The sequence below is a fragment of the Conexibacter woesei DSM 14684 genome, from assembly GCF_000025265.1.
In the GTDB taxonomy this organism is placed as follows: Bacteria; Actinomycetota; Thermoleophilia; order Solirubrobacterales; family Solirubrobacteraceae; genus Conexibacter; species Conexibacter woesei.
Window position 1 is genome coordinate 6,119,982 of sequence record NC_013739.1, and the last position, 25,575, is coordinate 6,145,556.

The following is a 25,575-nucleotide window of genomic DNA, read 5'->3' on the forward strand; positions in this document are numbered from 1 at the left end:
ATCGTACAGCGTACTCAGTAACGCGAAAGGAGGCATGCGTGCCAACGACGAGACTCGCGATCGTCGCCGAAGGGCTGCACAAGCGCTACGGCGAGACGAACGCGCTCGACGGGATCGACCTCGCCGTGCCGGAAGGGACGGTGATGGGGCTGCTCGGTCCCAACGGCGCCGGCAAGACGACGGCGGTGCGGATCCTCAGCACGCTGCTGCGGCGCGACGGCGGCCGCGCCGAGGTCGCCGGCTACGACGTCACGACGCAGGCGCGCCAGGTGCGCTCGCAGATCGGCCTGACGGGCCAGACCGACGCGATCGACGAGATCCTCAGCGGCCGCCAGAACCTGATCATGTTCGGCAGACTGCACCACCTCTCGCCGCGCGAGGCGCGGGTCCGTGCCGACGAGCTGCTGGAGCAGTTCGGACTGACCGAGGCGGCCGACCGGCAGGCGAGAGGCTATTCGGGAGGGATGAAGCGCCGGCTCGACCTCGCCGCCAGCTTCATCACGAGACCGAGAGTCCTCTTCCTCGACGAGCCGACGACCGGCCAGGACCCGCGCAACCGGATGGAGGTCTGGACGACCGTGCGCGGGCTCGTCGCCGGCGGCACGACCGTGCTGCTGACGACCCACTACCTCGACGAGGCCGACCAGCTCGCCGACCAGATCTCGGTGATCGACCGCGGGCGCGTGATCGCCAACGGGACGCCGAACCAGCTCAAGAGCCGGCTCGGCGGCAGCCAGGTCGACCTCGTGCTGCGCGATCCCGACGACCTGCCGGACGCGGCGGCGATCGTCGCGCGCGTCAGCGACGGCGAGCCGGACGTCGACCTCGAGCGGCGACGCGTCTCCGCGCCGGTCGGCGACCGCGTCGCGAGCCTCACGGAGATCCTGCGCGCGCTGCAGGACGCGCGCGTCGCGGTCGAGGACGTCGCGCTGCGCCAGCCGACGCTCGACGAGGTCTTCCTGCGGCTGACCGGGCACGGGGCCGACGATTCCGACGGCGCCGACGGCACGCGCGAGACGACGGAGGTGACGGCATGAGCACGGTGAGATGGGCGGTCCGCGACACGTGGACGATCACGGTCCGCGACATGCTGCACTGGCGCTACGAGCCGGCGCGGATCGCCTGGACCCTGGCGTTCCCGATCATGTCGATCCTGCTGTTCGGCTACGTCTTCGGCAGCGCGATCGTCGTGCCCGACGGCGGCAATTACCGCGAGTTCCTGATGCCGGGCCTGTTCGTGATGGCGATCGCGTTCGGGATCACCGAGACGCTGTTCGCGATGGCGACCGACGCCGAGCGCGGGATCACGAACCGCTTCCGCTCGATGCCGATGTCGCCGGTCGCGATCGTCGCCGGCAGCAGCGTCGCGGCGATGATCAACGCCGTCCTGAACCTGGTCGTGATGATCGGGATGGGGCTCGTGGTCGGCTGGAGCTGGAACGACGGTATCGGCAACGCGCTGGCGGCGGTCGCGCTGCTGTTGCTGCTGCGCTTCTCCGTGCTGTGGATCGGCATCTACATCGGGCTCGTGATCCCGTCGGTCGAGACGGCCGGCAACATCGCCGGGCTGCTGTTCCCGTTCACGATGATCTCGAGCATCTTCGTCTCACCCGCGCAGATGCCCGGCTGGCTCGGCACCATCGCCGAGTGGAACCCGCTCTCCTCGACGGTGACCGCTGCGCGCGAGCTGTTCGGCAACCCCGGCAGCGCCGCCGACTCGTGGGTCACCGAGCACGCGATCCTGATGGCGGTCGTGTGGCCGCTCGTGCTGATCGCGATCTTCGCCCCGCTCGCGGTGCGGCGGTACCAGTCGATGAGCCGGTAGGCCAGTCGGGCGCGCCGAAGACGCTCCATCCGGCGAAAGCCGGCGCGATCGACGGGGGCGAGAATCGCCGGCAGCGATGTCCTCTGCCCCCGCGATCGACGGCCACCAGCCGCAGGCACCGTTCCTCGACGAGCTGTTCGAGCGCGACGGGCGCCCACGGCCGGCCGCGGCGGCGCTCGTCGCGGAGCTGGAGCGGCTCGGCGCCGACGGGCTCGCCGAGGCCGGGCGGCGGCGCGACGCGACGTTCCTGCGGCAGGGGATCACGTTCGAGACGACGGGCGAGGACGGCGCGGTCGGGCGCGGCGGTCGGGCGCGCGAGCGGCCGTTCCCGCTCGACCTCGTGCCACGCGTGCTGAGCGGCGAGGAGTGGCGCTCGATCAAGCGCGGCCTCGCGCAGCGGATCCGCGCGCTGAACGCGTTCGTCGACGACGTCTACCACGGGCGCGAGATCGTGCGCGAGGGGATCGTGCCGTGGCGGCTGGTCGCCGGCAGCTCGCACTTCGCGCGCGCGGTCCACGGGATCCGGCCGCCCGGCGGCGTCTACACGCACGTCGCCGGCTGCGACCTCGTGCGCCACTCCAACGGCGCCTGGAAGGTGATCGAGGACAACGTCCGCACGCCGTCGGGGATCTCCTACGTGCTGGAGAACCGCGCGGCGATGACGCAGCTCGTGCCGCAGCTGTTCGCGAGCTACCGCGTGCGGCCGGTCGACCACTACCCGCAGCTGCTGCTGAGCGCGCTGCGCTCGGTCGCGCCGTCGGCCGACAGCGAGGCGACCGTCGTCGTGTGGACGCCCGGCTCGCTCAACTCGGCCTACTTCGAGCACGCCTTCCTCGCCCGCCAGATGGGCGTCGAGCTGGTCGAGGCGAGCGACCTCGTCGTGCGCGACGACGTCCTCTACATGCGCACGACGCGCGGGCTGGAGCGCGTCCACGCCGTCTACCGCCGGCTCGACGACGACTTCGTCGACCCGCTCGAGTTCCGGCCCGACTCGATGCTCGGCGTGCCCGGTCTCGTGCGCGCCTACCGCGCCGGCTCGGTCGCGATCGCGAACGCGTTCGGCACCGGCGTCGCCGACGACAAGGCCGTCTACCACTTCGTGCCGCAGATGATCCGCTTCTACCTCGGCGAGGAGCCGATCCTGGAGAACGTCGAGACGTACCTGCTGAGCGACCCCGATGTGCGCGAGCACGTCCTGTCGCGGATCGACCAGCTCGTGATCAAGCCGACCGACGAGTCCGGCGGCAAGGGCGTCACGATCGGCCCGCACGCGAGCGAGCAGGAGCTGGCGCAGGTCGCGGCGGCGGTGCGCGCGCGGCCGGAGGCGTGGATCGCGCAGGAGGTCGTCCACCTCTCGACGGTGCCGACCGTCTGCGCCGACGGGCAGCTCGCGCCGCGCCACGTCGACCTGCGCCCCTTCGCCGTCTTCGGCGAGCGGATCGACATCGTGCCCGGCGGGCTCACGCGCGTCGCGCTGCGCGAGGGCTCGATGATCGTCAACTCCTCGCGCGGCGGCGGCTCGAAGGACACGTGGGTGCTGGAGGACGGCGACGACGCCGACCGCGCCGGCCCGCCGATCGCCGACGCCTCGCCGCCGGCGCTGCCGGACCTCCGCTACGGCGACACGTGGTCCGCCCAGCAGCAGCAACAGCAGCAGGAGCGCCACTGTGCGAACGAGCGCCCCCGGAGCGGCTGATGCTGGCGCGGATCGCCCACGAGCTGTACTGGCTCGGCCGCAACCTCGCGCGCGCCGAGTTCACCGCGCGCGCGGTCGACGGCGTCTTCCGCGCCGAGCTGCAGAGCCCGTCCGACCGCGGCCCCGGCGTGACGCTCGGCTGGAACGGGCTGCTGGCGATGCTCGGCGGCGGGGGCGGGGCGGGCATGGCGGGAGCGCGCGGCACGGCGCGCGGCGACGCGCTCGCCCGGCTGACGCTGGACGCCGACCGGCCCGACTCGATGCTCGCGAGCGTCGAGCGGGCGCGCGAGGGCGCCCGCACGGTCCGCGACGTCATCTCCGCGGAGATGTGGGAGGCGATCAACACGACGACGCTCGCGCTGCGCGGCGACGGCACGACGCGCTGGGCGACGCCGTCGGGCCCCTATCTCGCGTCGCAGTACGTGAAGCAGCGGATGGCGCTGATCTGGGGGATCGCCGACCGCGCGATGCTGCGCGACGAGGCGAAGTCGTTCCTCGACGCCGGCTCCTTCATCGAGGTCGCGGACATGATGCTGCGGCTGCTGCGGATCGCGCTGCCGGCCGGCGAGGACCCGCGCCGCGACGGCCACGCGCTGGCGCTGCTGCAGGCGGTCGGCGGCTTCCACGCCTATCTGCGCGCCGTCACCGCGCCGCCGAACGCGCAGCCGGTCGCGCGCTTCCTGATCTTCGAGCGCGCCTACCCCGACAGCGTCGCCGCGTGCGTCGACTCGCTGCACGACGCGTTCGCCGCCGCCGACGCGAGCCCGCGCGACTCGCAGCCGGTCCTGCGCGTCAGCCGGCTCGCCGCCGACCTCGACTTCCAGCGGCGGGTGCTGCCGCCGGACGCGGAGCTCGTCGGGATCTGCGAGCGCGCGCAGCTGGAGCTGGCGTCGGTCGACCTCGACGTCGCCGACCACTACTTCGCGGGGATGGCGCCCGGCGAGCGTGCGATCGCGATGGTGGTGTGAGGTGCACTTCTCGATCAGGTACCGGACCGAATACACGTACAGCACGCCGGTCTCGGACAACCTCAACGCGCTGCGCGTGCGGCCGGCGACGACCTCGTCGCAGCGCTGCGACGAGTTCCACACGCGGATCGACCCGGAGGCGCGCGTGATCCGCCACCTCGACTACTTCGGCACCGAGGTGCTCGAGTTCGGCATCCCGACCGCGCACGAGCAGCTGACGATCGACGTGCGGGCGCGCGTCGTGACGTCCGCGCCGCCGGAGCCGCCGCACGGGCCGTGGAGCGCACTCGCCTCCGAGGCGTACGTCGAGGCGGCCGGCGAGTTCGTGCTGCCGTGGCACGACCAGCCGGCGATCCCGGGGCTCGACGAGCTGGCCGCGTCGCTGAGCGCCGCCAGCGACCCGCTCGCCGCGCTGCGGCTGCTCACCGAGCTGATCCCCGACACGTTCGCCTATCGCCGCGGCGCGACGTACGTCGGCTCGACGGTCGCCGACCTGCTCGCGGCCGGCGCCGGCGTCTGCCAGGACTTCGTCCACGTCTCGCTGCTGCTGCTGCGCCGCCGCGGGATTGCCGCCCGCTACGTCTCCGGGTACCTGTGGGCGGCGCCCGAGGACGAGGGCGCCGACTCGCTCGAGGTCGACACGCACGCATGGCTGGAGGCGCTGCTGCCCGGGATCGACGGGCGCGGCGAGCCGGTCTGGGTCGGCGTCGACCCGACCAACCGCCGCTTCGCCGGCGAGACGCACGTGAAGATCGGCCACGGCCGCTTCTACGCCGACATCCCGCCCGTCAAGGGCGTCTACCGCGGCGGCACCGCCTCGACGCTCGACGCCGCCGTGACGATGTCGCGGCTGGACCCGCAGGCGGGCGCGCGGGCCTAGCTAGTCGTCCTCGATGCCGAGGTCCTTGTGCTTCGGCAGCACGAACCACAGCAGCAGGAGCAGCAGCGCCGCGAGCGCGCCGAAGACGGTCGTGCCGACCCAGCCGAAGAGGATGTCGGCGATCAGGATCATCACGCCGACGAGCGCGATCGCGAGGAAGACGATGCCGGCGATCGCGAGTCTGTTGGAGATCATCACCAGCTCGCGCTTGCGGCTGGCGCGGAAGTTGAGACGGTGGTACGCGGTCGGGGCGATCATCAGCGCGATCGCGATCAGCGCGCAGCAGAGCGTGGCGAAGTAGACGTCGCGCTGGAACGCCGTCACCTCGTCCCAGCGCGCCTGGAACGGGACGGCGAGCAGGAACGCGAACAGCACCTGGACGCCGGGCAGCGCGACGCGCAGCTCGTTCAGCAGCTCGAGCAGGTTGCGGTCGAGCCGCTGCTTCTCGGTCTCGTCGCGGTCGTCGCGCGCCGGTTGCTCCAGGGATTGGTCGCTCATGGAGGCTCACCGTACCCGGAGAACCCCTCAGGGTCCCATCCGGGTGATACCCCATGTTCAACACGCGCGGGAGCGTCCATAGTCGTCAGCGTCATCGCACACCCCCTCCGCAGGACGCCGACCATGTCGCACACCAGCTCGCTCTCCACCACTCCGCTCACGCGCCCGGCCGCCGGCCGCGGCCTCGGCCGGTCCGCCGCCGCGCGGCGCGCGGCGCAGCCGAGCCTCGCCGCGCGCGGCTGGACGATCGCCCGCGTGCTGTTCATGCCGGGCGCCGCCGCGGACGAGCTGCGGGCGATCCCGGCGCCCGGCGCGCACGACGGCGCCTGAACCCTCCTCCTGCCGAAAGGACTCACCGTGAACTCCGACGCCTCCGCGGCGGCGCATCCGCCCCTGCGCCGCGCCGCCGACGACCACCTGCTGCTCGGCGTCTGCGCCGGCATCGCCCGGACGCTCGACGTGCGCCCGCTGTTCGTGCGGGTCGCGGCCATCCTGCTGAGCGCGATCGCGTTCCCGCTGCTCGTTATCGCCTACGCCGCGATCGCGCTGATCGTCCCGCGCGACGACGGCCGCGCGCTGCTCGGCGGTGAGCCGCGCGACGGACGCGAGCAGCTGCTGGGCTGGTCGGCGGTCGTGTTTGCAGGAGTCCTCCTGCTCGCCGCCGGCTTCGACCCCGAGCAGCTCGTCTGGCCCGCGCTCTCCGGCGCCGGCCTGCTGCTCGCCGCCGGTGGCGTGATCGCGCTCGCCGTTCGCGAGGGACGTCGCACCGCGGCGCCGGCCGTCCCCGGGGCACGCGCCCCGGGGACGCCGCCCGCAGCCGCACCTCCACGCGAGCCCGCCCCGCCGGCGCCCGCCACGACGGTCGTCCTGGCTTCTGGTCCCCCAGCGACACCAATCCAGGACGACACGATCGTGATAGACCCGCCCGGCCCGCCCGCCGACGCCACGGTGCAGCGGCGCCGGCGCGGCCGCACGTGGTTGATCGCGACGGGCGTGACGTTGCTCGTGCTCGCGGCGATCGTCGCCGCCGGCGCTGTCGCGCTCGGGGCGATCGGCGGGATCGGCGACACGACGAAGCGGCCCGCGACCATCGCCGACCTCGACTCCGAGTACCGTCTGGGCGTGGGCGCGATGGACATCGACCTGCGCGAGCTGAAGCTGCCGCGCGGCACGACCGACGTCCGCGCCACCGTCGGCGCCGGCAACCTGACCGTGTTCGTGCCACCCGGCGTCCACGTCGAGTCGATCGGCCCGACCGAGCTGACCGGCGTCGATCGCGTCAACCGCGCGGCACGCGTGCTGGAGCTGCGCGAGCGGCGCGCGCTGAGAGCCGCGCGCGGCGGCGCGACGGCGGGCCGCGGCAGAGCCACGCCGGGCGGCAGAGCGGCGCGCGGCAGAGGCGCGGAACGCACGAGAGCCGCCGCGCCGCCGGCCCGTGAGCCGCGCACCGTCAGCATCGACGCCGACATCGGGCTCGGCTCCGCCTCGGTGATCACCACCGGTGGCTGAGGAGCCCCCCGCACCGGCGCCCGCACCGCGGCAGCCGCTCGCCCGCTCTGCCGAGCACCGTGTGCTGCTCGGCGTCTGCGGCGGGATCGCGGAGGCGCTCGACGTCGATCCGGTGCTGGTGCGGCTCGCCTTCGCGGTCGCGACCGCCGCGGGCGGCATCGGCATCGCCGTCTACTTCGCGGCGGCGCTGCTGCTGCCGAGCCCGCCGGCCGACGCGCCGCGCCGCCCCTACCGCGCGCGAGCGCAGGAGGCGACGGGCATCGGCCTGCTGCTGATCGTCGGCGCGGTCGTACTCGCGCAGACCGGGATCCTGCTCCCGATCGACGTGCTCGGACCCGGCGTGCTGCTGCTCGGCGGCCTCGCGCTGATCTGGCGCCAGGCGGCACCGGACGCGCCGCTGCCGGTCCCCGGCACCGCCGGCATGGAGCCGCGCGACGCCGCGCGCACCCTGCTCGGCCTGATGCTCGTCGGCGGCGGCGCGCTGCTGTTCCTGCGCCTCGGCGCCGACGCGACGGCGTTCGTCTCGGCCGCGATCGCGGCGTCGATCGCCGCCGCCGGGATCGGCCTGCTCGTCGGCCCTCGGCTGCGCCGCGCGCGCGTCGAGGCGGAGGCCGAGCGGCGCGAGCGCGTCCGCACCGAGGAGCGCGCCCGTGTCGCCGCGCGGCTGCACGACTCGGTCCTGCAGACGCTGGCGCTGATCCAGCGCACGCCCGACGCGCGCCAGGCGCAGCTGCTCGCGCGCCGGCAGGAGCGCGAGCTGCGTGCGTGGCTGTACGGCGGCGAGGATGCCGACGCGCCCGTCACGTTCGCCGCCGCGCTGCGGCACGCGGCCGACGAGGTCGAGGCCGACTACGGCGTCGGGGTAAGACTCGTGCAGCTGCGCGACGCGCCGCTCGACGAGCACCTCGAAGCGCTCGTCGGCGCGAGCCGCGAGGCGATCACGAACGCCGCCAAGCATGCCGGGGTGCAGGAGATCTCGGTGCTCGCGCGGGTGACCGACGGCGAGGCGTCGGTCTTCGTGCGCGACCGCGGGGCAGGCTTCGACCGCGCGCTCGTCGCCGCCGACCGGCGCGGGCTGCGCGAGTCGGTCGAGGGGCGGATGGCGCTCCACCGCGGCCGTGCGACGATTCACAGCGTGCCCGGCGAGGGCACCGAGATCGAGCTGATGCTGCCGAGGCACACGACATGAACGTTCCGCTGCGCAAGGTCGTCCTGATCGACGACCACGCGATCTTCCGCGCCGGTCTCAAGGCCGGGCTCGGTCCGACGATCGAGGTCGTCGGCGAGGCCGGCACGGTCGAGGAGGCGGTGCCGCTGATCCGCACGCTCGACCCCGACGTCGTCGTGCTCGACGTGCACCTGCCCGACGGCGGTGGCCAGGCGGTGATCCCGGCCGTCCACGCCGAGCGGCCGGGCGTGCGCTTCCTCGCGCTGTCGGTCTCCGACGCGGCCGAGGACGTCGTCGCCGTGATCCGCTCGGGCGCGCGCGGCTACGTGACGAAGTCGATCGCCCCCGACGAGCTGGTCGACGCGATCCACCGCGTCGCGGACGGCGACGCCGTCTTCTCGCCGTGGCTCGCCGGCTTCGTGCTCGACGCGTTCGGCGGGGGCGGGGGCGGGGGCGAAGGCGGCGGGAGAGGAGCGGGCGCCGCGGGCGCGGGCGGCGGCGACCCCGAGCTGGACCAGCTGACCGCGCGCGAGCAGGACGTGCTGCTGCTGATCGCGCGCGGCTACATGTACAAGGAGATCGGCGCGAGACTCCACATCTCGGTCAAGACGGTCGAGTCGCATGTCTCCAACGTGCTGCGCAAGCTCCAACTCTCCAGCCGCCACGAGCTGACGCGCTGGGCCGCGCAGCGGCGGATGATCTAGCGCCTAGCTGGCCGCGCGCGCCGCGGAGCGGCGCCGCAGCAGCCACCAGACGCCCGCGAGCAACAGCAGCACGACGGCGATTCTGAGCGGGAGGCCGAAGCGCTCGACGGCGTCGGTGACGTCCTCCCAGTTGGCGCCGAGCTGCTTGCCGGCGTAGACGAGGATGACGTTCCAGATCAGGCTGCCGAGCGTCGTCAGGACGATGAAGCGAGCGAGGCTCATCCGCATCATGCCGGCCGGGATCGAGACGAGGCTGCGCGCGATCGGGATCACGCGCGCGCCGAGCACGACCCAGTCGCCCCAGCGCTCGAACCAGACCTCGGCTCTGTCGAGGTCGCGCTCGGTGACGCGCAGCACCTTGCCCCAACGCAGCGTCAGCGGACGCCCGCCGTAGAGGCCGATCGCGTAGAGGATCAGCGCGCCGGCGAGCGAGCCGAGTGTCGCCGCGACGACGACGAGGATGAAGTTCAGGTCGCCGGCGTCGACCTCGAAGCCGGCGAGCGGGAGGACGACCTCGGAGGGGATCGGCGGGAAGACGTTCTCGGCGACCATCGCCGCGAAGATGCCGGGGTAGCCGGCACTCGTGACGGCGTCCCTGGCCACCTGCGTGATGTTGTCGAGCACGCCAGCCAGGCTAGCGGTCGCCGTCCGGCGATGCGGTGGCGGCAGCCGGCACGTGCTCGCTGGTGCTGCCTGCACCGTCGGCGGCGGCGACGGCCGCCTGCGCGCGTCTGCGGCGCGCGAGCCGCTGCGGCCGCTTGACGCGCACCTCCTGCGCGAGGAAGTACGAGCCGATCACGAACGCCATCGCCGCGAACTGGGCGCCGACCGTCTCCCACGTCGGGTAGATCCCGAACCAGAGGCTCGCCCAGTAGGGCGGGTCGAAGCCCATCGGCGTGATCGGCAGCCAGCCGGTCCCCTGCATCGTGCGCGCCGTCTGCCCGACCATCACGACCAGCACGAAGCCGATCATCACGCCGGTGACTATCAGCATCTTCTTGTACGGCAGCTTGCGCTGGAGCGCGAACGTCAGGACCGCCACCGCGAGCACCATCGCGAGCCCGAGGCCGGCGCCCTCGACGACCGTCGCGGTGCCGGCGCTCAGCTCCAGCGACTGCAGGAAGAGGACGGTCTCGAAGCCCTCGCGGTAGACGCTCGTGAGCCCGAGCAGGACCAGCCCGATCACCTGCGCGGAGAGGAAGCCGACCTTGTCGAATCTCTCCAGCCGTCTGCGCTGGCGGTGGAACTTGCCGATCCACTCGCTCCAGTAGACCTTGTGGAAGAACCAGTTCGTGATCAGCAGCAGGACCGCGATCGCGATCACGCCGACGACGGCCTCCAGCTTCTCGCCGTACTGGTCCAGCGACGTCAGGATCGTCTGCGCGAGCACCCACGTTATGACCGAGGCGAGCAGGCCGAGCCCGGCGCCGATCAGCACCGGCCGCCGCATCCGCCGCTTGGCGCCGACGAACGAGGCCGTGATCGCGGCGAGGATCAGAACCGCCTCCAGCCCTTCGCGGAAGACGAGGATCGCCGAGTTGACGACGACCTGCGTCTTGTTCGCGCTGTCGCCGAGCGTCGCGGCCGAGTCGGCCAGCTTCTCGTCGAGCACGAGCCGTGTCTCGCGCACGTCGCGGCGGCCGGCGCGCTTGTCGATCAGGTTCGCGAGCCCCTCCTGGTCGAGCGCGCCGAACCAGATCAAGCCCTCGACGTCGAGCGCGAGGGTGGGATCGAACGCCTTCAGCCGCCGTTCGGGACCGAACTCGAAGAACGCGTACGCCTCCAGCCGCGCCTGCTCGGCCTGCTGGTACTGACCGGCGCCGACGGCCGCCTCCATGCGGTCGAGCGTGAGCGCGATCAGGTCGTAGTCGGACTCGTCGGTCTCCTCCTTCCAGGCCGACGGCATCACCGCCTCGAGCCCGTCCTCGATCTCGCCGGTGAGGTCGTCGACGTCGCCGGAGGACGTGACGCCCTCCTTTCTCTTCGTCGCCTCGTCGACGATCGTGCCGAGTCTCGCGAGCTGCTCCGCGACCGTTCTCGTGCGCGCCGGGTCGCGCTTGGCGAGCGTTGCCTGGAGGTCCTGGAAGGCGGCGTCCGCGCCCGTCTGGAAGGCGACCGCCTCCTGGATCTCGAAGTCGAGCGTGACGCGGTCGTCCTTCACGCCGCGGCCGTACTCGACCGGCACGAGCGCGAGGAAGCGCAGCAGCTGCTGCGCCCGGCGAGCGGCCTCCTCCTCGGTGAACGGTGCGGCGGTGAAGCCCTCCAGCGACGCGACCGCGTCGGCGTGCGCCGCTCTGAACGCGGCGCTGTCGCCCGCCTGCGCCGCTCTCTGCATCGCCGCGTAGGCGGCGAGCGCCTCGTCGGCTCTGGCGTCGCCCATGTCCTGCAGGTAGCGCGGCAGCAGGATCCCGAAGTAGCCGGCCGCCTGCGCGGACGCCTCGGCGCGACGCGCGGGGAGGTCGCGCTCGTCGCCGCGGGCGGCGTCGTCGAGCAGCTCGCGCAGCCGCCCCTGGTAGGCGTCGAGCAGGTCCTTCGCGACGATCTGGCGCGCCTCGGCGGGCGGGATTCTTCTGCGCCCGAGCTGGTCGACCGCGAGCGTCGCGTCGGCGCCGGGGCGCGTGAAGCGCGTCGCGGTGCGGAACTCGCGGAGCAGCAGCCAGGCGCGCGCGGTTCTCGCGTCGCCGTCCTGCACCGCGTCGAGCGTGACGTCGTAGGCGCCGGCGAACAGTGCCGCGCGGATCGTCCCGCGCGCGCCCGCGAGCGCGACCTGGTCGCCGGCGCGCGCCGCGCTTTCCGCCTCCGCGAACGCGATCCGGATCGCTCTGTCTGCGTCCGGATCGGCCTTGCGGATCGCGGGCGCGAGCGTGCCCCCGTAGCGGACGCGCGCCCGCTCGACCTGCCGCGCCGCCGCCGCTCTGGTGCCGAGGATCAGCTCCGTCTGCGCCTCGAACAGCTGCGAGCGGACGTCGTCGGCCGCCTGCCACGGCGGCGCGGTCCCGGTCGCGCCGGACGCGGCCGCGCCGGGCGCCGCCGCGCCCGCCGTCGCGGTCGCCGCCGCGCCGCACGCGATCAGCAGCGCGACGAGGGCGAGCAGGTGCTTCGCACTGCGAGTTCCACGGCGGCGCCCCTTGGCCCGCCACGCCCCGGGAACTCGCGGTTCGTGGCGGGGGGCCATGCGGTCCTAGTTCTCCAGCGTGATGTTCAGCTGGCCGGCGGCCTGCGAGATCTGCCCCGCGACGGCCTCGGCCTGGTCCTGCGCCTCCCCGCCGAGCGTGTCGGCGTCGCCGGCGGTGAATCTGCGGCCGTCGGCCTCCTCGTTCTCCAGCCGCGTGGCGAATCTGTGCAGCTGCTTGAGCGAGCGGCCGGTCTGTCTCGCCTGGTCGGCGTCGACGCCGGCGATCGTCGGCTCGACGCTGTCGTAGACGAGCACGAGGCCGCCGAGGATGTCGGTGATGTCGCCGAGCCGCGAGGAGGTCACGAACGCCTTCTCGGTCGCTCTGTCGCCCGCGACGAAGCGCGAGTTCTTCCAGCTCTCGAAGTACTCCGACATCGTCGGCGTCATCACGACGAGCGCGGTGAAGACGTCCTCGGGCGCCGGCTCCCACTTGCGCGCGGCGGCGTCCAGCTCTCTCGCGGTCGAGGCGAACTGTCTCGCGGTCGCGACGACGAAGTCGGCGTCCGGCACGGCCTCGCCGAACTCGACTCTGCCGTCGCCGTCGAGGTCGGGTCTGACGCCCTTCGCCTGGAATCTCGGCTCGGTGCCGTAGACGGCGGTCTCGACGAGGAAGTTGAAGTTGCCGGGCTGTCTGAAGGTTCTGCCGGCGGGCGTCTCGATCGAGAACGGGACCGCGTTCTCGGGGTCGCTGGCGTCGCCGCCCGCGTCGATGATCACGTCGAAGTCGGCCAGCTCCGGGACGCCGGCGACGACGCCCTCCATCTCCTCGTAGGAGGGGTTGGCGACGTGGAAGTCCTGCTGCAGTCTGCGCACGAGTCGCTCGACCTCGGGGCGTCTGGTCGCCAGCAGTCTCGCGTAGTCGAAGCCGGCCGCCTCGGCGAGCGCGTGGTAGGCGACGGCGTCCCGCTCGATCGCCGCGGTGTTCTCGACGAGCGCCTCGGTGTGGGCGTACAGGTAGTCCTGGATCGCCGCGTAGTCGATCGCCGCGGTGGCGTTCGTCGCGGTCGTGGAAGCGTTCGTGTCGCCGGACGAGGAGTCGTCGCCGCCGCACGCGCCGAACGCCAGTGCGGCGCCGACTGCGAGCACTGCGGGGGCCTTCCGCCAGCGCGTCATCAGGTTCGTCATCGGTCTCCGTTGTGGGGGTCGGGATCGGGCCCGCCCTTGGGGACGCAGCTTAGGGCAACCTAACATAAGGATTCCCTAAATCAGCCGGTCTCGCAGGGCCGGGAGGTCAATTCGGCGCGTGCACGCCCGCGTCGTCGTTCGGGCGGTTGCGCCCGAAGACGCGCTCCTGCAACGGCGGCCGTGACGACGTGTCGACGGTCCCGACGAGCTGGCAGAGGGCGCCCGCGAACGGCTCGGTCGACGCCTTCCCGCCATACGGGTCGGTCCAGTACAGGCGCGTGCCGCCGGCGTTTCTGAGCGTCGTCTCGCGCAGATAGACGTCGCGATGGGTGCCGTCGAACGGCGAGCGCGGGTCGCCGAAGTCGTACGCGATCGCGATCGAGCCGGCGCCGGTCGCGAGATCGCACGCCGAGCCGCGCGCGCGGTCGCCGTTGGGCTCGACCTCCCAGCAGAGGTCGAGCGTGCGGCCGATCCCTCTCGCGCCGGCGGCGTTGCCGTAGCGGCTCGGGTCGAAGACGCCGAACGCCGGGTCGTAGGCGGCGAGCGTCTGCCCGCCGGCGGTGCGCAGCTCGTTCGACGCGCTCCACTTCTCGTACAGCGCCCACGCCGACGTGGTGCTGCCGGCCGGCACGAGCGTCGTCTGCTCGACACACGCGCGGTCGGGGATCTCGCGCCTGCCCGCGCCGCTCGGGTAGCCGTTGTCGGTCGTCGCGACCGTCGTGCCGGGCGCGCACGCGCGGGCGTACTCGCCGGGCGCGCCGAAGCGGCTGACCGTGTCGCTGATCAGCTCGGTGCCGTCGTCGCAGCGGACCGCGTAGAGCAGCTCGTGGACGTTGTTGGAGAGCGCGTCGGGCGAGTGCGAGCCCTGGTGGACGGAGACGAGGTAGTCGCACGCGACGCCGAGGTCCGAGCCGTCGCGCGCGAGCAGCCGCACGTCGTTCTCCCAGTCGACCTTGTAGCCGACGTGGTCCTCGTGGCGGGCTCTCGTGCCCGGGTTGGCGGCCGCGTAGACGTCGAGCGACTCGGTCGCGAGGCCAAACGGGATTCCGGCGTAGGCGCTCGCGGCGGGCGCCGCGAGGTGGTCGGCGACCCAGTCGCGGATGTCGGAGCCGCGCGGGTCGCGGCCGTGCTCGTGCCCGAAGGTGCAGCTGCGGCCGGTCGCGGGATCGGTCGCGGTGGGCGGATGCCAGGTCGGGTAGCGCTTGCCGTCCGGCCCGATCACCGAGAAGCGTTCGTGCACGGAGGTCGGGCAGCTGTCGTAGGCGGTCGGCGTCCAGTTCGCGGCCGCGTAGGAGTTCGGTGCGGGCGGCAGCTGCGGCGGCAGGCCGTCGTCCGGCGGCTGCTCGGGGGCGGGGCCGGGCGGCTGCGGCCCGGGAGGGGTGGGCGGCACCGGCGCGGGCGGCTGGCCGCCGGGCGGCGCGGCCGATTGCGGGGCGGACGCTCTCGGCTTCGGCTTCGGCTTCGGCGTAGGCGCCGCCGCACGCACGACGCGGATGCGAATCGTGCCGCGATACGTGCGCCCGTCGCGCCGGACCGTGAAGCGCAGCGCGTCGGTGCCGGCGAAGCCGGCGCGCGGCGCATAGCGGACGCGGCCGGCGCGACGATCGAAGCCGGTCAGGCGGCCATGCCGCGGCGCGCTCACGAGCACGCGCACGGCGCCGCGGCCGCGCGCGACCCAGCGCACGCCGGCGCGGCAGTCGAGCGCGAGCGCCGCGCTCCTGCCCACGGTGACGGTGACCTTCGCGGTGCGGCAGGCGGCGGCGTTCGCGGCAGCCAGCGCGACTGGCGCGGCCGAGCCGCCCTGCGCGGGAGCGGCCAGCGCGGCGGCGCGCCAGGCGACCGAGCCGGCCGGAGCGGCGGCTGCCGGCCCGGCCGCGACCGCCGGGGCGGTGAGCGCACCGGCGGCGGCCAGCCCGAAGAGGACGGCCCGGGGACGGGCGGACGCGCTGCTCATCGTGAGCCTCGCAGCGTCGCGCGCCACGTCCCCGAGCCCCGGCGGCCACCTTCGTCGCGCGTGACGACGCGTACGACGAGGCTCCCCCTGGCCGACCGCTTCAACGCGCTGCGTGCGGCGGGCGGCAGCGTCGCCGACAACCGCACGGAGACGCCGCGGCGCAGCGTCTTCGGCGCGAGCTTCAACGTCCAGCGTCTGCCGCCGACGCGCACCGTCACGGTCGCGGAGACCGTGCAGCGCGCCACGGCGGCGGTGCAGCGGACGCTGCCGAGCGCGAGCGTCCCGCGCACCGACGGCACCAGCGTCCCGCGCGGGACGCGCAGCGTCGCCGCACCGGCCGCGACCGTCCGCTCACGCGGCACGCCGGCTCTTGCCGGCGGCCGTCTGCCGCCGGTGGCGGGCGGCGTGAGCGGCCCCGTCCCCGCCCCGCCCCCGCCGCCCGCGCCACCCGGCTGGCCCGGCCCCGGTCCCACCGGTCCCCCCGGCCCACCCGGCCCCCCCGGACCCCCTGGCCCACCCGGCCCACCGGGCTCCCCCGGTCCCCCCGGCCCCGGCTCGTACGCCGGTGCCGCCGCCGGCAGCAGCGCGACGGTCAGCTCCCCGGCGCGGTCGCGCTCGCGCCGCGCGGCGCTGTCGGAGCCGATCGCAAGGTCGCGCGCGCCGTTGCCGTCGAGGTCGCCGACGCCGGCGACGGCGCGGCCGAAGCGCTCACCGGCCGTCTGCGCGTCGAGGCGGCTGCCCTCCTGCGGCGTCAGCGTCGCGAGCGCGAGGTAGCGCGTCGTGTCGGCCGCGTTCGCAGGCAGGAGCCCGGAGGCGGCGTCGTTGGCCGGCAGCGTCACCGGGTCGGGCCGCCCGTGGACGACCCACGCCGATCCGCCCGCGCCGGCCGAGTAGGCGCCGACGAGCACGTCGTCGTAGCCGTCCCGGTTGACGTCGCCGATGCCGTCGACGCCGTAGCCGGTCGCCGACCCGGCCGCGCCGAGGATCCGGTACCCGCGCTCCCCGAGCGCGGAAGTGTCGATCGGCGCGGCCTGCGTCCCACGCGCGCCGTAGACGACGTATGCCGCATCGCTGTCAGCCGTGACCGTCGAGTCGGCGCCGATCACGAGGTCGCCGAGCCCGTCGCCGTTGACGTCGCCGGCCGCCCCGAGGCCGATGCCGACGCGGTGGCTCTGGAACGCGCCACCGACGACGAACAGCCACGAGGAGCTGTCGGCGAGGTCGACGCGCCCGCGCGCGGCGCCGCTGATCGCGAAGACCGCGCCGGCCGCTCTGCGGCCGAGCACCGTCGCCGTGTAGGAGCCGATCCCGAGGTCGGGTACGCCGTCGCCGCTCACGTCGCCGAGCGGCACGACGGTGCCGATCAGCCCGAACGGCTCGACCGCGCTGCCGGGCGAGGCGCCGTGGATCTGCGCGAGCGTCGTGCCGGCCGCGCCGACGTCGACCGTCGCCGAGCCGCGCTGGCCGGGGACGAGGTAGAGGATCCCGTTGTTTCTGCGCGCGGGCGTCGCGTCGGCGGAGTCGGCGGTGTTCGCGAGCAGCGCGAGGTCGGCGAGGCCGTCGCCGTCCACGTCGCCGATCCCCGTCGCCGCGTAGCCGAGGTGGTCGTGCGCGGGCAGGTCGCGGCCCTCGATCCGGAAGCCGCGGTCGCCGAGGTGGCCGAGGTCGAACGGGCTCTGCTGCGCGAGGTCGGCGGCGCCGAAGACGACGTACGCGACGCCGCGCGCGGCGGCGGTCCCGCTCGGGCGGCCGTCGTACTCGTACGCCCACGCGCCGACGGCGAGGTCGTCGATCCCGTCGCCGTTGACGTCGCCGGCGCAGCCGACGCCGGTGCCAGCCTGGCTGCGGCGCTTCTCGCCCTCCAGCAGCAGCACGCGGCCGTCGCCGTGCGCGGCGAGGTCTGCCGAGCCGACCTCGGGACCGCCGAAGCGCACGTAGACGCCGCCCTCCCACGACGCGTCGACCGGCGTGCGGCTCCAGGTCGACGCACCCGCGAGCAGGTCGTCGTAGCCGTCGCCGTTGACGTCGCAGGCACCGGAGGCGACGTTCGACGCGCCGTCCTCGCCGTCGCCGGTGAGCCGCAGGAGCGGCTGGTCGGCGAGGTCGAACAGCTCGCCAAGCGGATCGCTGTCGGTGCCAGCGCCGGAGCCACGGCCGGACAGCCGCGCGCGCACCGGCGGCGCCGCCTCGACGTCGGTCGGAAGCTCCAGCGTCGCGCTGCGCCAGCCGCCGCGCTCGGGCGCGAAGACGACCGCGACGTCGCAGCCGCGGCCGACCGCGACGGTCGTCTCCGAGCAGCCGTCGGAAGTGATCGAGAAGACGCCCGCGTCAGCACCCGCGATCGCGGCGCGGCCGACGGCGAGCGGCCCGCTGCCGCTGTTGGTGAGCGTGAACGTGCGCGCCGTGGAGGCGGCGCCGGGCGCGAGCACGCCGAAGTCGCGCCGGGCCGGTGCGAGCGCGGTCGCGGGCTGGACGCCGGTGCCGGCGAGCGCGACGGGCGCGGGGCCGAAGCCGGCGAGCGCGAGCGTCGCGGCCTTGGCGCCGGCGCTCGTCGGCGCGAACGCGACGGTCACGTCGCAGCTGCCGCCGGCGGCGAGCGTCGCGCTGCTGCACGTGTCGGCGGTCTTGGAGAACTGGCTCGCGTTGGAGCCGCCGACGGTCACCGCACCGAGCGTGTAGGGCGCGGCGTCGCGGTTGGTGAGCGTGACGGTGCGCGTCGGCGCGGCCGCGCCGACGCGCACGGCGCCGTGCGTCAGCGTCGCCTCCGACGCCAGCAGGTCGCGTCCGTGGCCGGCGATCGCCGCGCTCTCGAGCGCGGGGCCGTTCGTCGCGATCCGCAGCGTGGTCGAGCGAGCGCCGGTGATCGCCGGCGCGAACGCGACCTGGACGGTGCACGTCTGGTTGAGCGCGAGCGGATTGGCGCCGTCGCGCGCGCTGCACGTGTCGGCCGCGATCGCGAACTGCGCGGCGTCGGGGCCGGAGAGCGAGATCGCGCCGATCGCGAGCGGATCCGCGCCGGTGCTTCTGACCGTGTAGGTGCGCGCGACGGGCGCGCCGATCTGGCGGCCGCCGGCGTCGAAAGCGGTGGCGGGCGTCAGCGTGGCGGTCGGAGCGGCTGCGGCGACGGCAGGCGTCGAGAGCGCGGCGACGGCGCCGAGCGCGGCGCATGCGAGCACGCGGCGTCGACGCGCCCGCGAGCGGGCGGCGAGGGGATCCATGGAAGAGGCGGGCCTTGGGACGAAGAGTTAGGTGACCCTTATTAGGTTACCCTAAGTCGTGCTCGCATGGCAGTCCCGCGCACGGCATGAGCGCGCGGACGGCGGCGCCGGCTAGCCTCTCGCGCATGTCGCAGCCGTCCGTGCTCGTCGTCGACGACGACGCCCCCGTCCGCCGCATGCTGGAGCGGACGCTCGCCGCCGAGGGCTACGACGTGCGCGCCGCGGCCGACGGCGGCGCCGCGCTCGCGGCGGTCGAGCAGTCGGTCCCCGACGCCGTCGTGCTCGACGTCTCGATGCCGGGGATGGACGGCCTCGCGGTCGCGCGGCGCCTGCGCGGCAAGGGCCTCGCGACCCCGATCCTGCTGCTCACCGCGCGCGATGCGATCGACGACCGCGTCGCCGGCCTCGACGCCGGCGCCGACGACTACCTCGTCAAGCCGTTCGCGGCCGAGGAGCTGAGCGCGCGCCTGCGCGCGCTGCTGCGGCGCGGCCGCGCCGTGCCGGAGCTGCTCGCCTTCGCCGACGTCACGCTCGACGTCGCGACGAGCCGCGGCGAGCGCGCCGGGCGCGACCTCGAGCTGACGCCGCGGGAGGCGGAGCTGCTGGCGCTGCTGCTGCGCGACCCGCGCGCCGTCGTCTCCCGCGAGCAGGCGCTCGAGGAGGTATGGGGCGGCGAGTGGGAGGCGCAGCCGAACGTCGTCGACCGCTACGTCGCCTACCTGCGCAAGAAGCTCGGCGACCCGCCGCTGATCAGAACGATCCGCGGCGTCGGCTTCGTGCTCGACGCCTGACGCGGCTCACGCCCGCACAGCCGCCTCCGGCTCCTGCTCCGCCGCATCCGCCGCATCCGGCGCGGGCGGCGGTGCCGGCAGCCGCCCTCCGCCGCGCGGCAGCGACATCAGCGCGAGCGCCGCGAGCACCGCGCCGACGAGCGCGAGCGAGCCGACGCCGATCCCCGTCGCGCGCGCGGCGTCGGTCTCGCCCGCGTGCAGGCGGCCGACGTACACGGTCTCGGCAGCAGCAAGCGCGACCGCCCCGCCGACCTGCCGCAGCAGCAGCAGCGTCCCCATCGCGCCGCCGATCGCAGCCGGCGCGACGCTGCGCTGGATCGCGATCTGGACGCCCGAGAGGAGCGGTCCGACCCCGAAGCCGAGCAACGCCATGAAGAGGAGGCTCTGCCAGTCAGGCGTGCCGGCGTCGAAGCCGGCGAAGCCGAGCGCGCCGAGCGTCGTCAGCGCGCAGCCGCCGAGCAGCACGCGGCGGAACTCCAGCCGCCGCACGATCAGCGCCGCGCCGACGTTGACGGAGACGACGAGCCCCAGCAGCAGCGGGTAGATCAGCAGGCCCGAGTGGGTCGCGCTGACGTCGCGCACGAGCTGGAAGTAGCGCGGCAACAGCAGCACGCCGGCGTACAGACCGAAGCCGCCGGTCGCGGCCGCGGCGAGCAGGACCGCCGTTCTGCGGCGGGCGAACAGCGACAGCGGCACGATCGGCGCCGCCGCGCGCCGCTCGACCGCGACGAAGGCGACCAGCAGCGCGAGGCCGGCGGCGATCAGCCCGCCGGTGCGCGGCTCCGTCCAGCCGGGCGGCGCCCCGCCCGCACTCGCGTGTCCGCGCTCCCCGAGGCCGACGAGCAGCAGCCCGACGCCGACCGTCAGCAGAGCGATGCCGGCGAGGTCGAGCGGCGTGTCGCGGCGCTCGCTGCGGCCGAGCTGCGCCGGCAGGACGGCGGCGACCGCGGCCATCGCGGCGATCCCGATCGGCAGGTTGACGTAGAAGACCGACCGCCAGCCGACGTGGTCGGTGAGGAAGCCGCCGACCAGCGGACCGGCGATGAAGCTGACGCCCATCAACCCGGCGAGCGCGCCCTGCAGCGCGGCGTTGCGGCGCCCGCCGAAGAGATCGGCGACGAGGATGAACGGCAGCGCCTCCAACGCGCCGGCGCCGAGCCCCTGCAGCGCGCGTGCGGCGATCAGCTGCTCCATCGTCTGCGCCGCCCCGGCCGACGCCGAGCCGAGCAGGAACAGCGCCATGCCGCACAACAGCAGCGCCCGCCGCCCGTAGCGGTCCGACAGGCGCGCGTAGAGCGGCAGCGAGACGGTGGCCGGCACGAGGTACGCGGTGATCGCCCAGACGTACAGCGAGCCGCCGTCGAGCTGCTCGGTGATCGTCGGCAGCGCCGTCCCGACGATCGTCTGGTCGAGCATCGCCAGCAACAGGCCGGACATCACAGCGGCGAGCAGCAGCCGCTGCCGCGCCGGGGAGAGCGTCGGAAGATCCATATATCGAGATTTACATGTCGAGTTCGACATGTCAAACGCGACGTAGACTCCCACCATGTCGCTCAGACACGCCGTCCTCGGCCTGCTCGCAGTCCAACCGTCGACCGGGTACGAGCTGACGCAGCGATTCGACCGCTCGCTCGCGCACGCGTGGCACGCCAGCCACAGCCAGGTCTATCCGCAGCTCGCGCAGCTGGAGAGAGCCGGGCTCGTCGAGGTCCTCAGCGAGGGGCCGCGTCGCAGCCGCACCTGGGAGATCACCGACGCCGGGCATGAGGAGCTGCGCCACTGGCTCGTCGAGACCGAGGTCGACCGCGGCCAGCGCAACGAGTCGGGCGTGCGCTGGTTCTTCTTCCAGCTGCTCGACCCGGCTGACCGGCGCGCTGTGGTCGCGCGCGAGCTGGAGTACGTCGAGCGCAACGGCGCGATGCTCGACGAGCTGGCGGCGAAGGCGGGGCCCGAGACGCAGCCCCCGAGCCCGCTGGCGCCGACGATCGACCTCGGCCAACGCATCAACGCGGTGATGGCCGGGTGGCTCCGCGACCAGCTCGCCGCGCTGCCCGACGACGACTAGAGCCGCACCAGCCCGTCGCCAGCCCGAAGTCGCCCGGACCGGGCTCGCCGTCAGTCCCTCCAGGCGCCGCTCGCGGCCGCCGCCTTCACGTAGTCGGAGAAGTCGCGCGGCTCGCGGCCGAGCGCGCGCTGGACGCCGTCGGAGAGGTGCGCCTCGCGCCCCTCGGCGATCCAGCCATACAGCGCGTTGAGGACCTCGATCGTCTCCGGCGGCGCGCCGTGCTCGGCGGCGTAGGCGGCGAACGCGGCCTGGTCGACGGGCACGTAGCGGACGTCGCGCCCGCTCGCCGCGGCGATCTCGGCGACCGCGTCGCCGAAGGTCAGCAACCGCGGCCCGGACAGCTCGTACGTCTCGCCCGCATGACCGTCCTCGGTCAGTGCGGCGACCGCGACCGCAGCGATGTCGTCGGCGTCGATGAACGGCTCCAGGCCCTGTCCGGTGGAGAGGACGACCTCGCCGCCCAGGACCGGGTCGCGCAGCCACGGCGCCTCGCTGAAGTTCTGCGCGAACCAGGTCGGGCGCAGGATCGTCCAGGCGGTGCCCGCGCCCTGCACGGCGCGCTCACTCGCCAGCTCAGCCTCGCCGCCGGAGTTCGCCCAGTCGCGTGCCGACAGCAGCACGAGCCGCTCGACGCCGCGCGCCGCCGCGAGCGCGCCGAACGCGCTCACCCGCTCCGCGCCATCGACCTCCTCCGGGACGACGACGTACGCGGCACCGGCGCCGTCGAGCGCGGGCGCCCACGTGCCCTCGTCACCCCAGTCGAAGCGCGTCGCGCCGTTGCGCGAGGCCGCGCGGACCTCGACGTCGTGCTGCCGCAGCTGGGAGACGACGCGGCTGCCCGTCTTGCCCGTCGCGCCCAGCACCAGGATGGATCTTCTGTTCGATGTCATGCGAACAGTCAAGCGCGCCAGAACGAGACAGTCCATGGCTGCTCAGCTCAATTCGATGTCTGTGCGTCTCGTGCCACGGCACTACACTGCTCCGCCATGGACGCACTCGCCCATCTGCTGCACGAGGTGCGCGCGAACGGCGCGCTGTTCGGCCGCTCGATCATGACCCCGCCGTGGTCGGTCCGCTTCGAGGACAGCACGCCGCTGACGCTCGTCACGATGGTGCGCGGCGAGGGCTGGATCCACCCCGGGGACGAGAGTGACCCCGTCGCGATCGGCAGTTGCGACGTCGCGATCGTCGCCGGCGCGGCGCCGTTCTCGATCGCCGACAGCGCCGGCGCGATCGTCCCGCCGATGTATGTGATGACCGGGCCGAACACGTGCACCGCCGCGGACGGCACGCAGTTCGACGAGGACCTGATGCTCGGCCCGCGCACGTGCGGCGAGAGCCTCGACGGCCCGAACGCGCTGCTGACCGGCACCTACCAGGTGCAGGGTCGCGTCTCGGAGCGGCTGATGCGTGTCCTGCCGCGCGTGCTCGTCGTCCCCGACACCGGCGACATCGAGCCGCTCAAGGCGCTGACGATCACGGAGGTCGAGCGCGACGCGCCGGGCCAGCAGGCCGTGCTCGACCGGCTGATGGACCTGCTGATGCTGACGACGCTGCGCGAGTGGTTCGCGCGGCCGGAGGCCGACCCGCCCGAGTGGTACCGCGCGCTCGGCGACCCGGTCGTCGGCCGCGCGCTGCGGCTGCTGCACGACGAGCCGGCGCGACCGTGGACGGTCGCCTCGCTGGCGAGCGAGGCCGGCGTCTCGCGCGCGACGTTCGGGCGCCGCTTCACCGAGCTGGTCGGCGAGCCGCCGATGAGCTACCTGACCGGCTGGCGCCTCTCACTCGCGGCGGACCTGCTGGAGCGCACCGACGCGACCGTCGAGTCGATCGCGCAACAGGTCGGCTACGAGAGCGGCTTCGGCCTCAGCGTCGCGTTCAAGCGCGTCTACGGCACCCGCCCGAGCGACCACCGCGCGCTCGTCCCCGCCTAGCGGGCCGCTCAGCAGCCGGCGTCCGCGAGCGCGCGCTCGACGTACGGCTCGATCAGCGCCATCACCGTCGGGATCGCCTGCTCGGGCGGATCCTTCGGCAGCATCGCGTAGGAGATCGCAAGCCGCACGAGGCATTCGGCGAGCAGCTCGACCTCGGCCCGCTCGACCTGCGGCCAGCCGTCGTGGATCACCTCGGTCAGGCGCAGCGAGGCGAACGTGACGACCGGCTGCGACTGGGTCGTGACGAGCGGCAGCATGCCGCCGGTGCCGTCGTCGTGCAGCAGCGTGCGGACGATCGGGTCCTCGGCGGCGGCCGTCAGGAAGACGCCGAGCGCGGCGGCGAGCGCGGCGCGCGGATCGTCGAGGTGACGTCTGACCGCGTCCTCGACGGCGGCGAGGAAGCGGACGCCCTCGCGCACGACGAACTGCTGTGCGAACTCGTCGCGCGAGCCGAACTCCTTGTAGAGCGTCTGGCGGCTGACGCCGGCCGCCGTGGCGATCTCGGCCATCGTGACGTCCGCCCACGGGCGCAGCGCGAGCGCGTCGCGCGCGGCGTCGAAGAGCGTGTCGCGCAGCAGCTCTCTCGCCGCGACGGCGTACGGGGTGCGGGCCTGGGCCATCTCCCCAATGGTCGCATCTGCGACCCGGCCCACGGTCAGTCGTCCGCTTCGAAGTCGACCTTGTCGCGCACGCCGCAGTCCGGGCAGGCCCAGTCGTCGGGCACCTCGCTCCAGGGCGTGCCGGGCGGGAAGCCCTCACGCGGGTGACCCGCGGCCTCGTCGTAGACGTAGCCGCAGCCGGGGCAGCGGAAGGCGCTCACGAGCGCGCCTCCGCGCCGTAGCGCGTCAGCACCTTCGTGCGCGTGCGCGGGTTGATGTTCGCGCGCGCGATGTCGCCGTCGTAGTGCTCCAGCAGGCGGCGGTCCATCACACGGCGCCAGACGGGCGGGAAGGCGGCGAGCACGATCATCCCGGCGTAGCCCGTCGGCAGCTGCGGCGCCTCGTCGACGTGGCGCAGCGCCTGGTAGCGGCGCATCGGATTGGCGTGGTGGTCGCTGTGGCGCTGGAGGTGGTAGAGCAGCACGTTGGACGCGACGTTGTTCGAGTTCCAGCTGTGCTCCGGCCGGGTGCGCTCGTAGCGGCCGTCCTCGCGTCTCTGCCGCAGCAGGCCGTAGTGCTCGAGGTAGTTGACGACCTCCAGCAGCGAGAAGCCGAGGACCGCCTGCAGCAGCAGGTACGGCAGCACGACCCAGCCGAAGACGGCCGTCAGCACGGCGAACAGCGCGACCGTCATCAGCCACGCGTTGATGATGTCGTTCTTGAACGAGACGTGGCGGGCGCCGAGCCGGTCGAGCCGCACGACCTCCAGCTCCCAGCTCGACTTGAGGCTGCCGGCGACGGTGCGCGGGAGGAACTCCCAGAACGACTCGCCGAGCCGCGAGCTGGCGGGGTCCTCCGGCGTCGCGACGCGCACGTGGTGGCCGCGGTTGTGCTCGATGAAGAAGTGGCCGTAGCCGCTCTGCGCGAGCGCGACCTTGCTGAGCCAGCGCTCCATGCTGGCGCGCTTGTGACCCAGCTCGTGCGCGGTGTTGATCGCGATCCCGCTCACCATCGCCATCGTCAGCGCGAGCCCGATCGAGTCGATCACCGACAGGTCGCCGCTGGACCACAGCCAGCAGGCGAACACGAGCCCCGCGTACTGGACCGGAATGTACGCGTAGGTGCACCACCTGTAATAGCGATCTTGCTCCAGCCACTTGATCACGCTGTCGGGCGGGTTTCTCGCGTCGAGGCCGACGAGCACGTCGAGCGCGGGGAAGATCGCGAAGACGAGCACCGGGCCGAAGAACCAGAAGACGCCGAGACCGGTCGCTTCGACCAGGCCGTACGCGATGAAGGGGAGCGTCGGCACGAGCAGGCCGAGCAGCCATGCGTAGCGCTTGCCGTCCTTCCACGTGGCCGGCGTCAGCTCCTCAGCGACAGATTCCATCTGCACGTCTCCTCTTTGGTCGCACCCCTGCCCGACGTACGCAAGGTTTACACGAACCGGGTGTCGTGTCAACCGA

Annotated in this window: 23 protein-coding genes; 12 read left to right on the forward strand and 11 right to left on the reverse strand. The window is 73.8% G+C overall.

Annotated features, from left to right (window positions below):
- Positions 1 to 38 precede the first annotated feature (38 nt).
- The 5 genes from CWOE_RS28710 to CWOE_RS28730 all read left to right on the forward strand — a co-directional run bounded on the left by CWOE_RS28710 (position 39) and on the right by CWOE_RS28730 (position 5,369).
- Positions 39 to 1,037 (forward strand): daunorubicin resistance protein DrrA family ABC transporter ATP-binding protein, encoded by a 999-nt coding sequence (locus tag CWOE_RS28710; protein ID WP_012937169.1) that lies wholly within the window; start codon positions 39 to 41, stop codon positions 1,035 to 1,037.
- A complete protein-coding gene (locus tag CWOE_RS28715; RefSeq protein WP_012937170.1) occupies positions 1,034 to 1,825 on the forward strand; it encodes an ABC transporter permease in 792 nt (263 codons plus the stop codon). Before CWOE_RS28710 ends, CWOE_RS28715 begins: the two co-directional genes overlap by 4 nt.
- A gap of 76 nt (positions 1,826 to 1,901) precedes the next feature.
- Positions 1,902 to 3,521 carry a circularly permuted type 2 ATP-grasp protein gene (locus tag CWOE_RS28720; RefSeq protein ID WP_012937171.1) on the forward strand — a complete coding sequence of 540 codons (1,620 nt, stop codon included), beginning with the start codon at positions 1,902 to 1,904 and terminating at the stop codon, positions 3,519 to 3,521.
- Positions 3,521 to 4,489, forward strand: a complete 969-nt coding sequence (locus tag CWOE_RS28725; RefSeq protein ID WP_012937172.1) for an alpha-E domain-containing protein — start codon at positions 3,521 to 3,523, stop codon at positions 4,487 to 4,489. The genes CWOE_RS28720 and CWOE_RS28725 overlap by 1 nt, the downstream gene beginning before the upstream one ends.
- A 1-nt stretch (position 4,490) precedes the next feature.
- Entirely contained in the window at positions 4,491 to 5,369 is an 879-nt protein-coding gene (locus tag CWOE_RS28730) for a transglutaminase family protein (RefSeq protein ID WP_012937173.1), read from the forward strand.
- Here CWOE_RS28730 and CWOE_RS28735 read toward each other — a convergent pair whose 3' ends face one another.
- Entirely contained in the window at positions 5,370 to 5,867 is a 498-nt protein-coding gene (locus CWOE_RS28735; RefSeq protein ID WP_012937174.1) for a DUF6328 family protein, read from the reverse strand. It abuts the gene before it with no gap.
- A gap of 123 nt (positions 5,868 to 5,990) precedes the next feature.
- Here CWOE_RS28735 and CWOE_RS28740 point away from each other — a divergent pair, with 123 nt between their 5' ends.
- From CWOE_RS28740 to CWOE_RS28755, 4 genes are read left to right on the forward strand one after another with little or no spacing between them, the layout of a single operon-like run.
- Positions 5,991 to 6,197 carry a hypothetical protein gene (locus CWOE_RS28740; RefSeq protein WP_012937175.1) on the forward strand — a complete coding sequence of 69 codons (207 nt, stop codon included), beginning with the start codon at positions 5,991 to 5,993 and terminating at the stop codon, positions 6,195 to 6,197.
- Positions 6,198 to 6,224: 27 nt separating this feature from the next.
- A complete protein-coding gene (locus CWOE_RS28745) occupies positions 6,225 to 7,376 on the forward strand; it encodes a PspC domain-containing protein (RefSeq protein ID WP_012937176.1) in 1,152 nt (383 codons plus the stop codon).
- On the forward strand, positions 7,369 to 8,565 hold the full coding sequence (locus CWOE_RS28750; protein ID WP_012937177.1) for an ATP-binding protein: 1,197 nt from the start codon (positions 7,369 to 7,371) through the stop codon (positions 8,563 to 8,565). The genes CWOE_RS28745 and CWOE_RS28750 overlap by 8 nt, the downstream gene beginning before the upstream one ends.
- Positions 8,562 to 9,248, forward strand: coding sequence for a response regulator (locus tag CWOE_RS28755; RefSeq protein WP_012937178.1), 687 nt, complete (start codon positions 8,562 to 8,564; stop codon positions 9,246 to 9,248). The genes CWOE_RS28750 and CWOE_RS28755 overlap by 4 nt, the downstream gene beginning before the upstream one ends.
- Before the next feature lie 3 nt (positions 9,249 to 9,251).
- On the opposite strand, the gene CWOE_RS28760 is transcribed toward CWOE_RS28755, so the two are convergent.
- The 5 genes from CWOE_RS28760 to CWOE_RS34395 form a co-directional block, all read right to left on the reverse strand.
- Complete coding sequence (locus CWOE_RS28760) at positions 9,252 to 9,872, reverse strand: DedA family protein (RefSeq protein WP_012937179.1); 621 nt, start codon at positions 9,870 to 9,872, stop codon at positions 9,252 to 9,254.
- A gap of 10 nt (positions 9,873 to 9,882) precedes the next feature.
- The gene (locus CWOE_RS28765; RefSeq protein WP_012937180.1) at positions 9,883 to 12,423 is read right to left on the reverse strand and encodes an FTR1 family iron permease; all 2,541 of its coding nucleotides are present in this window, start codon (positions 12,421 to 12,423) and stop codon (positions 9,883 to 9,885) included.
- A 6-nt stretch (positions 12,424 to 12,429) separates the two neighbouring features.
- Positions 12,430 to 13,548, reverse strand: a complete 1,119-nt coding sequence (locus CWOE_RS28770; protein WP_012937181.1) for a hypothetical protein — start codon at positions 13,546 to 13,548, stop codon at positions 12,430 to 12,432.
- A gap of 106 nt (positions 13,549 to 13,654) precedes the next feature.
- Positions 13,655 to 15,502 (reverse strand): hypothetical protein, encoded by a 1,848-nt coding sequence (locus tag CWOE_RS28775; protein ID WP_012937182.1) that lies wholly within the window; start codon positions 15,500 to 15,502, stop codon positions 13,655 to 13,657.
- Positions 15,499 to 18,720 carry a choice-of-anchor D domain-containing protein gene (locus CWOE_RS34395; protein ID WP_012937183.1) on the reverse strand — a complete coding sequence of 1,074 codons (3,222 nt, stop codon included), beginning with the start codon at positions 18,718 to 18,720 and terminating at the stop codon, positions 15,499 to 15,501. Before CWOE_RS34395 ends, CWOE_RS28775 begins: the two co-directional genes overlap by 4 nt.
- Before the next feature lie 125 nt (positions 18,721 to 18,845).
- Here CWOE_RS34395 and CWOE_RS28785 point away from each other — a divergent pair, with 125 nt between their 5' ends.
- The gene (locus CWOE_RS28785; RefSeq protein WP_201447090.1) at positions 18,846 to 19,511 is read left to right on the forward strand and encodes a response regulator transcription factor; all 666 of its coding nucleotides are present in this window, start codon (positions 18,846 to 18,848) and stop codon (positions 19,509 to 19,511) included.
- A 6-nt stretch (positions 19,512 to 19,517) separates the two neighbouring features.
- Here CWOE_RS28785 and CWOE_RS28790 read toward each other — a convergent pair whose 3' ends face one another.
- The gene (locus CWOE_RS28790; protein ID WP_012937185.1) at positions 19,518 to 21,002 is read right to left on the reverse strand and encodes an MFS transporter; all 1,485 of its coding nucleotides are present in this window, start codon (positions 21,000 to 21,002) and stop codon (positions 19,518 to 19,520) included.
- 55 nt (positions 21,003 to 21,057) lie between these two features.
- Between CWOE_RS28790 and CWOE_RS28795 the strand changes: the two genes are divergently transcribed.
- Positions 21,058 to 21,576: a PadR family transcriptional regulator gene (locus CWOE_RS28795; RefSeq protein ID WP_012937186.1), complete on the forward strand. Its 519-nt coding sequence runs from the start codon at positions 21,058 to 21,060 to the stop codon at positions 21,574 to 21,576.
- A gap of 50 nt (positions 21,577 to 21,626) precedes the next feature.
- Here CWOE_RS28795 and CWOE_RS28800 read toward each other — a convergent pair whose 3' ends face one another.
- A complete protein-coding gene (locus CWOE_RS28800; protein ID WP_012937187.1) occupies positions 21,627 to 22,466 on the reverse strand; it encodes an NAD(P)H-binding protein in 840 nt (279 codons plus the stop codon).
- A gap of 96 nt (positions 22,467 to 22,562) precedes the next feature.
- Between CWOE_RS28800 and CWOE_RS28805 the strand changes: the two genes are divergently transcribed.
- The gene (locus CWOE_RS28805) at positions 22,563 to 23,510 is read left to right on the forward strand and encodes an AraC family transcriptional regulator (protein WP_012937188.1); all 948 of its coding nucleotides are present in this window, start codon (positions 22,563 to 22,565) and stop codon (positions 23,508 to 23,510) included.
- Between the two features lie 8 nt (positions 23,511 to 23,518).
- Here CWOE_RS28805 and CWOE_RS28810 read toward each other — a convergent pair whose 3' ends face one another.
- Genes CWOE_RS28810 through CWOE_RS28820 form a run of 3 tightly spaced genes read right to left on the reverse strand, consistent with a single transcriptional unit; the run spans position 23,519 to position 25,499 of the window.
- Positions 23,519 to 24,130, reverse strand: a complete 612-nt coding sequence (locus tag CWOE_RS28810) for a TetR/AcrR family transcriptional regulator (RefSeq protein ID WP_012937189.1) — start codon at positions 24,128 to 24,130, stop codon at positions 23,519 to 23,521.
- 35 nt (positions 24,131 to 24,165) lie between these two features.
- Complete coding sequence (locus CWOE_RS28815; protein ID WP_012937190.1) at positions 24,166 to 24,330, reverse strand: rubredoxin; 165 nt, start codon at positions 24,328 to 24,330, stop codon at positions 24,166 to 24,168.
- Positions 24,327 to 25,499 carry an alkane 1-monooxygenase gene (locus CWOE_RS28820; protein WP_012937191.1) on the reverse strand — a complete coding sequence of 391 codons (1,173 nt, stop codon included), beginning with the start codon at positions 25,497 to 25,499 and terminating at the stop codon, positions 24,327 to 24,329. The genes CWOE_RS28815 and CWOE_RS28820 overlap by 4 nt, the downstream gene beginning before the upstream one ends.
- Positions 25,500 to 25,575: the final 76 nt, after the last annotated feature.

Bases quoted from the DNA above. Each gene is read 5' to 3' on its own strand.
- CWOE_RS28715 (WP_012937170.1), top strand. From the start codon at position 1,034: ATGAGCACGGTGAGATGGGCGGTCCGCGACACGTGGACGATCACGGTC.
- CWOE_RS28720 (WP_012937171.1), top strand. From the start codon at position 1,902: ATGTCCTCTGCCCCCGCGATCGACGGCCACCAGCCGCAGGCACCGTTC.
- CWOE_RS28725 (WP_012937172.1), top strand. From the start codon at position 3,521: ATGCTGGCGCGGATCGCCCACGAGCTGTACTGGCTCGGCCGCAACCTC.
- CWOE_RS28735 (WP_012937174.1), bottom strand. From the start codon at position 5,867: ATGAGCGACCAATCCCTGGAGCAACCGGCGCGCGACGACCGCGACGAG.
- CWOE_RS28740 (WP_012937175.1), top strand. From the start codon at position 5,991: ATGTCGCACACCAGCTCGCTCTCCACCACTCCGCTCACGCGCCCGGCC.
- CWOE_RS28755 (WP_012937178.1), top strand. From the start codon at position 8,562: ATGAACGTTCCGCTGCGCAAGGTCGTCCTGATCGACGACCACGCGATC.
- CWOE_RS28765 (WP_012937180.1), bottom strand. From the start codon at position 12,423: ATGGCCCCCCGCCACGAACCGCGAGTTCCCGGGGCGTGGCGGGCCAAG.
- CWOE_RS28770 (WP_012937181.1), bottom strand. From the start codon at position 13,548: ATGACGAACCTGATGACGCGCTGGCGGAAGGCCCCCGCAGTGCTCGCA.
- CWOE_RS28775 (WP_012937182.1), bottom strand. From the start codon at position 15,502: ATGAGCAGCGCGTCCGCCCGTCCCCGGGCCGTCCTCTTCGGGCTGGCC.
- CWOE_RS34395 (WP_012937183.1), bottom strand. From the start codon at position 18,720: ATGGATCCCCTCGCCGCCCGCTCGCGGGCGCGTCGACGCCGCGTGCTC.
- CWOE_RS28785 (WP_201447090.1), top strand. From the start codon at position 18,846: ATGTCGCAGCCGTCCGTGCTCGTCGTCGACGACGACGCCCCCGTCCGC.
- CWOE_RS28790 (WP_012937185.1), bottom strand. From the start codon at position 21,002: ATGGATCTTCCGACGCTCTCCCCGGCGCGGCAGCGGCTGCTGCTCGCC.
- CWOE_RS28795 (WP_012937186.1), top strand. From the start codon at position 21,058: ATGTCGCTCAGACACGCCGTCCTCGGCCTGCTCGCAGTCCAACCGTCG.
- CWOE_RS28800 (WP_012937187.1), bottom strand. From the start codon at position 22,466: ATGACATCGAACAGAAGATCCATCCTGGTGCTGGGCGCGACGGGCAAG.
- CWOE_RS28805 (WP_012937188.1), top strand. From the start codon at position 22,563: ATGGACGCACTCGCCCATCTGCTGCACGAGGTGCGCGCGAACGGCGCG.
- CWOE_RS28810 (WP_012937189.1), bottom strand. From the start codon at position 24,130: ATGGCCCAGGCCCGCACCCCGTACGCCGTCGCGGCGAGAGAGCTGCTG.
- CWOE_RS28820 (WP_012937191.1), bottom strand. From the start codon at position 25,499: ATGGAATCTGTCGCTGAGGAGCTGACGCCGGCCACGTGGAAGGACGGC.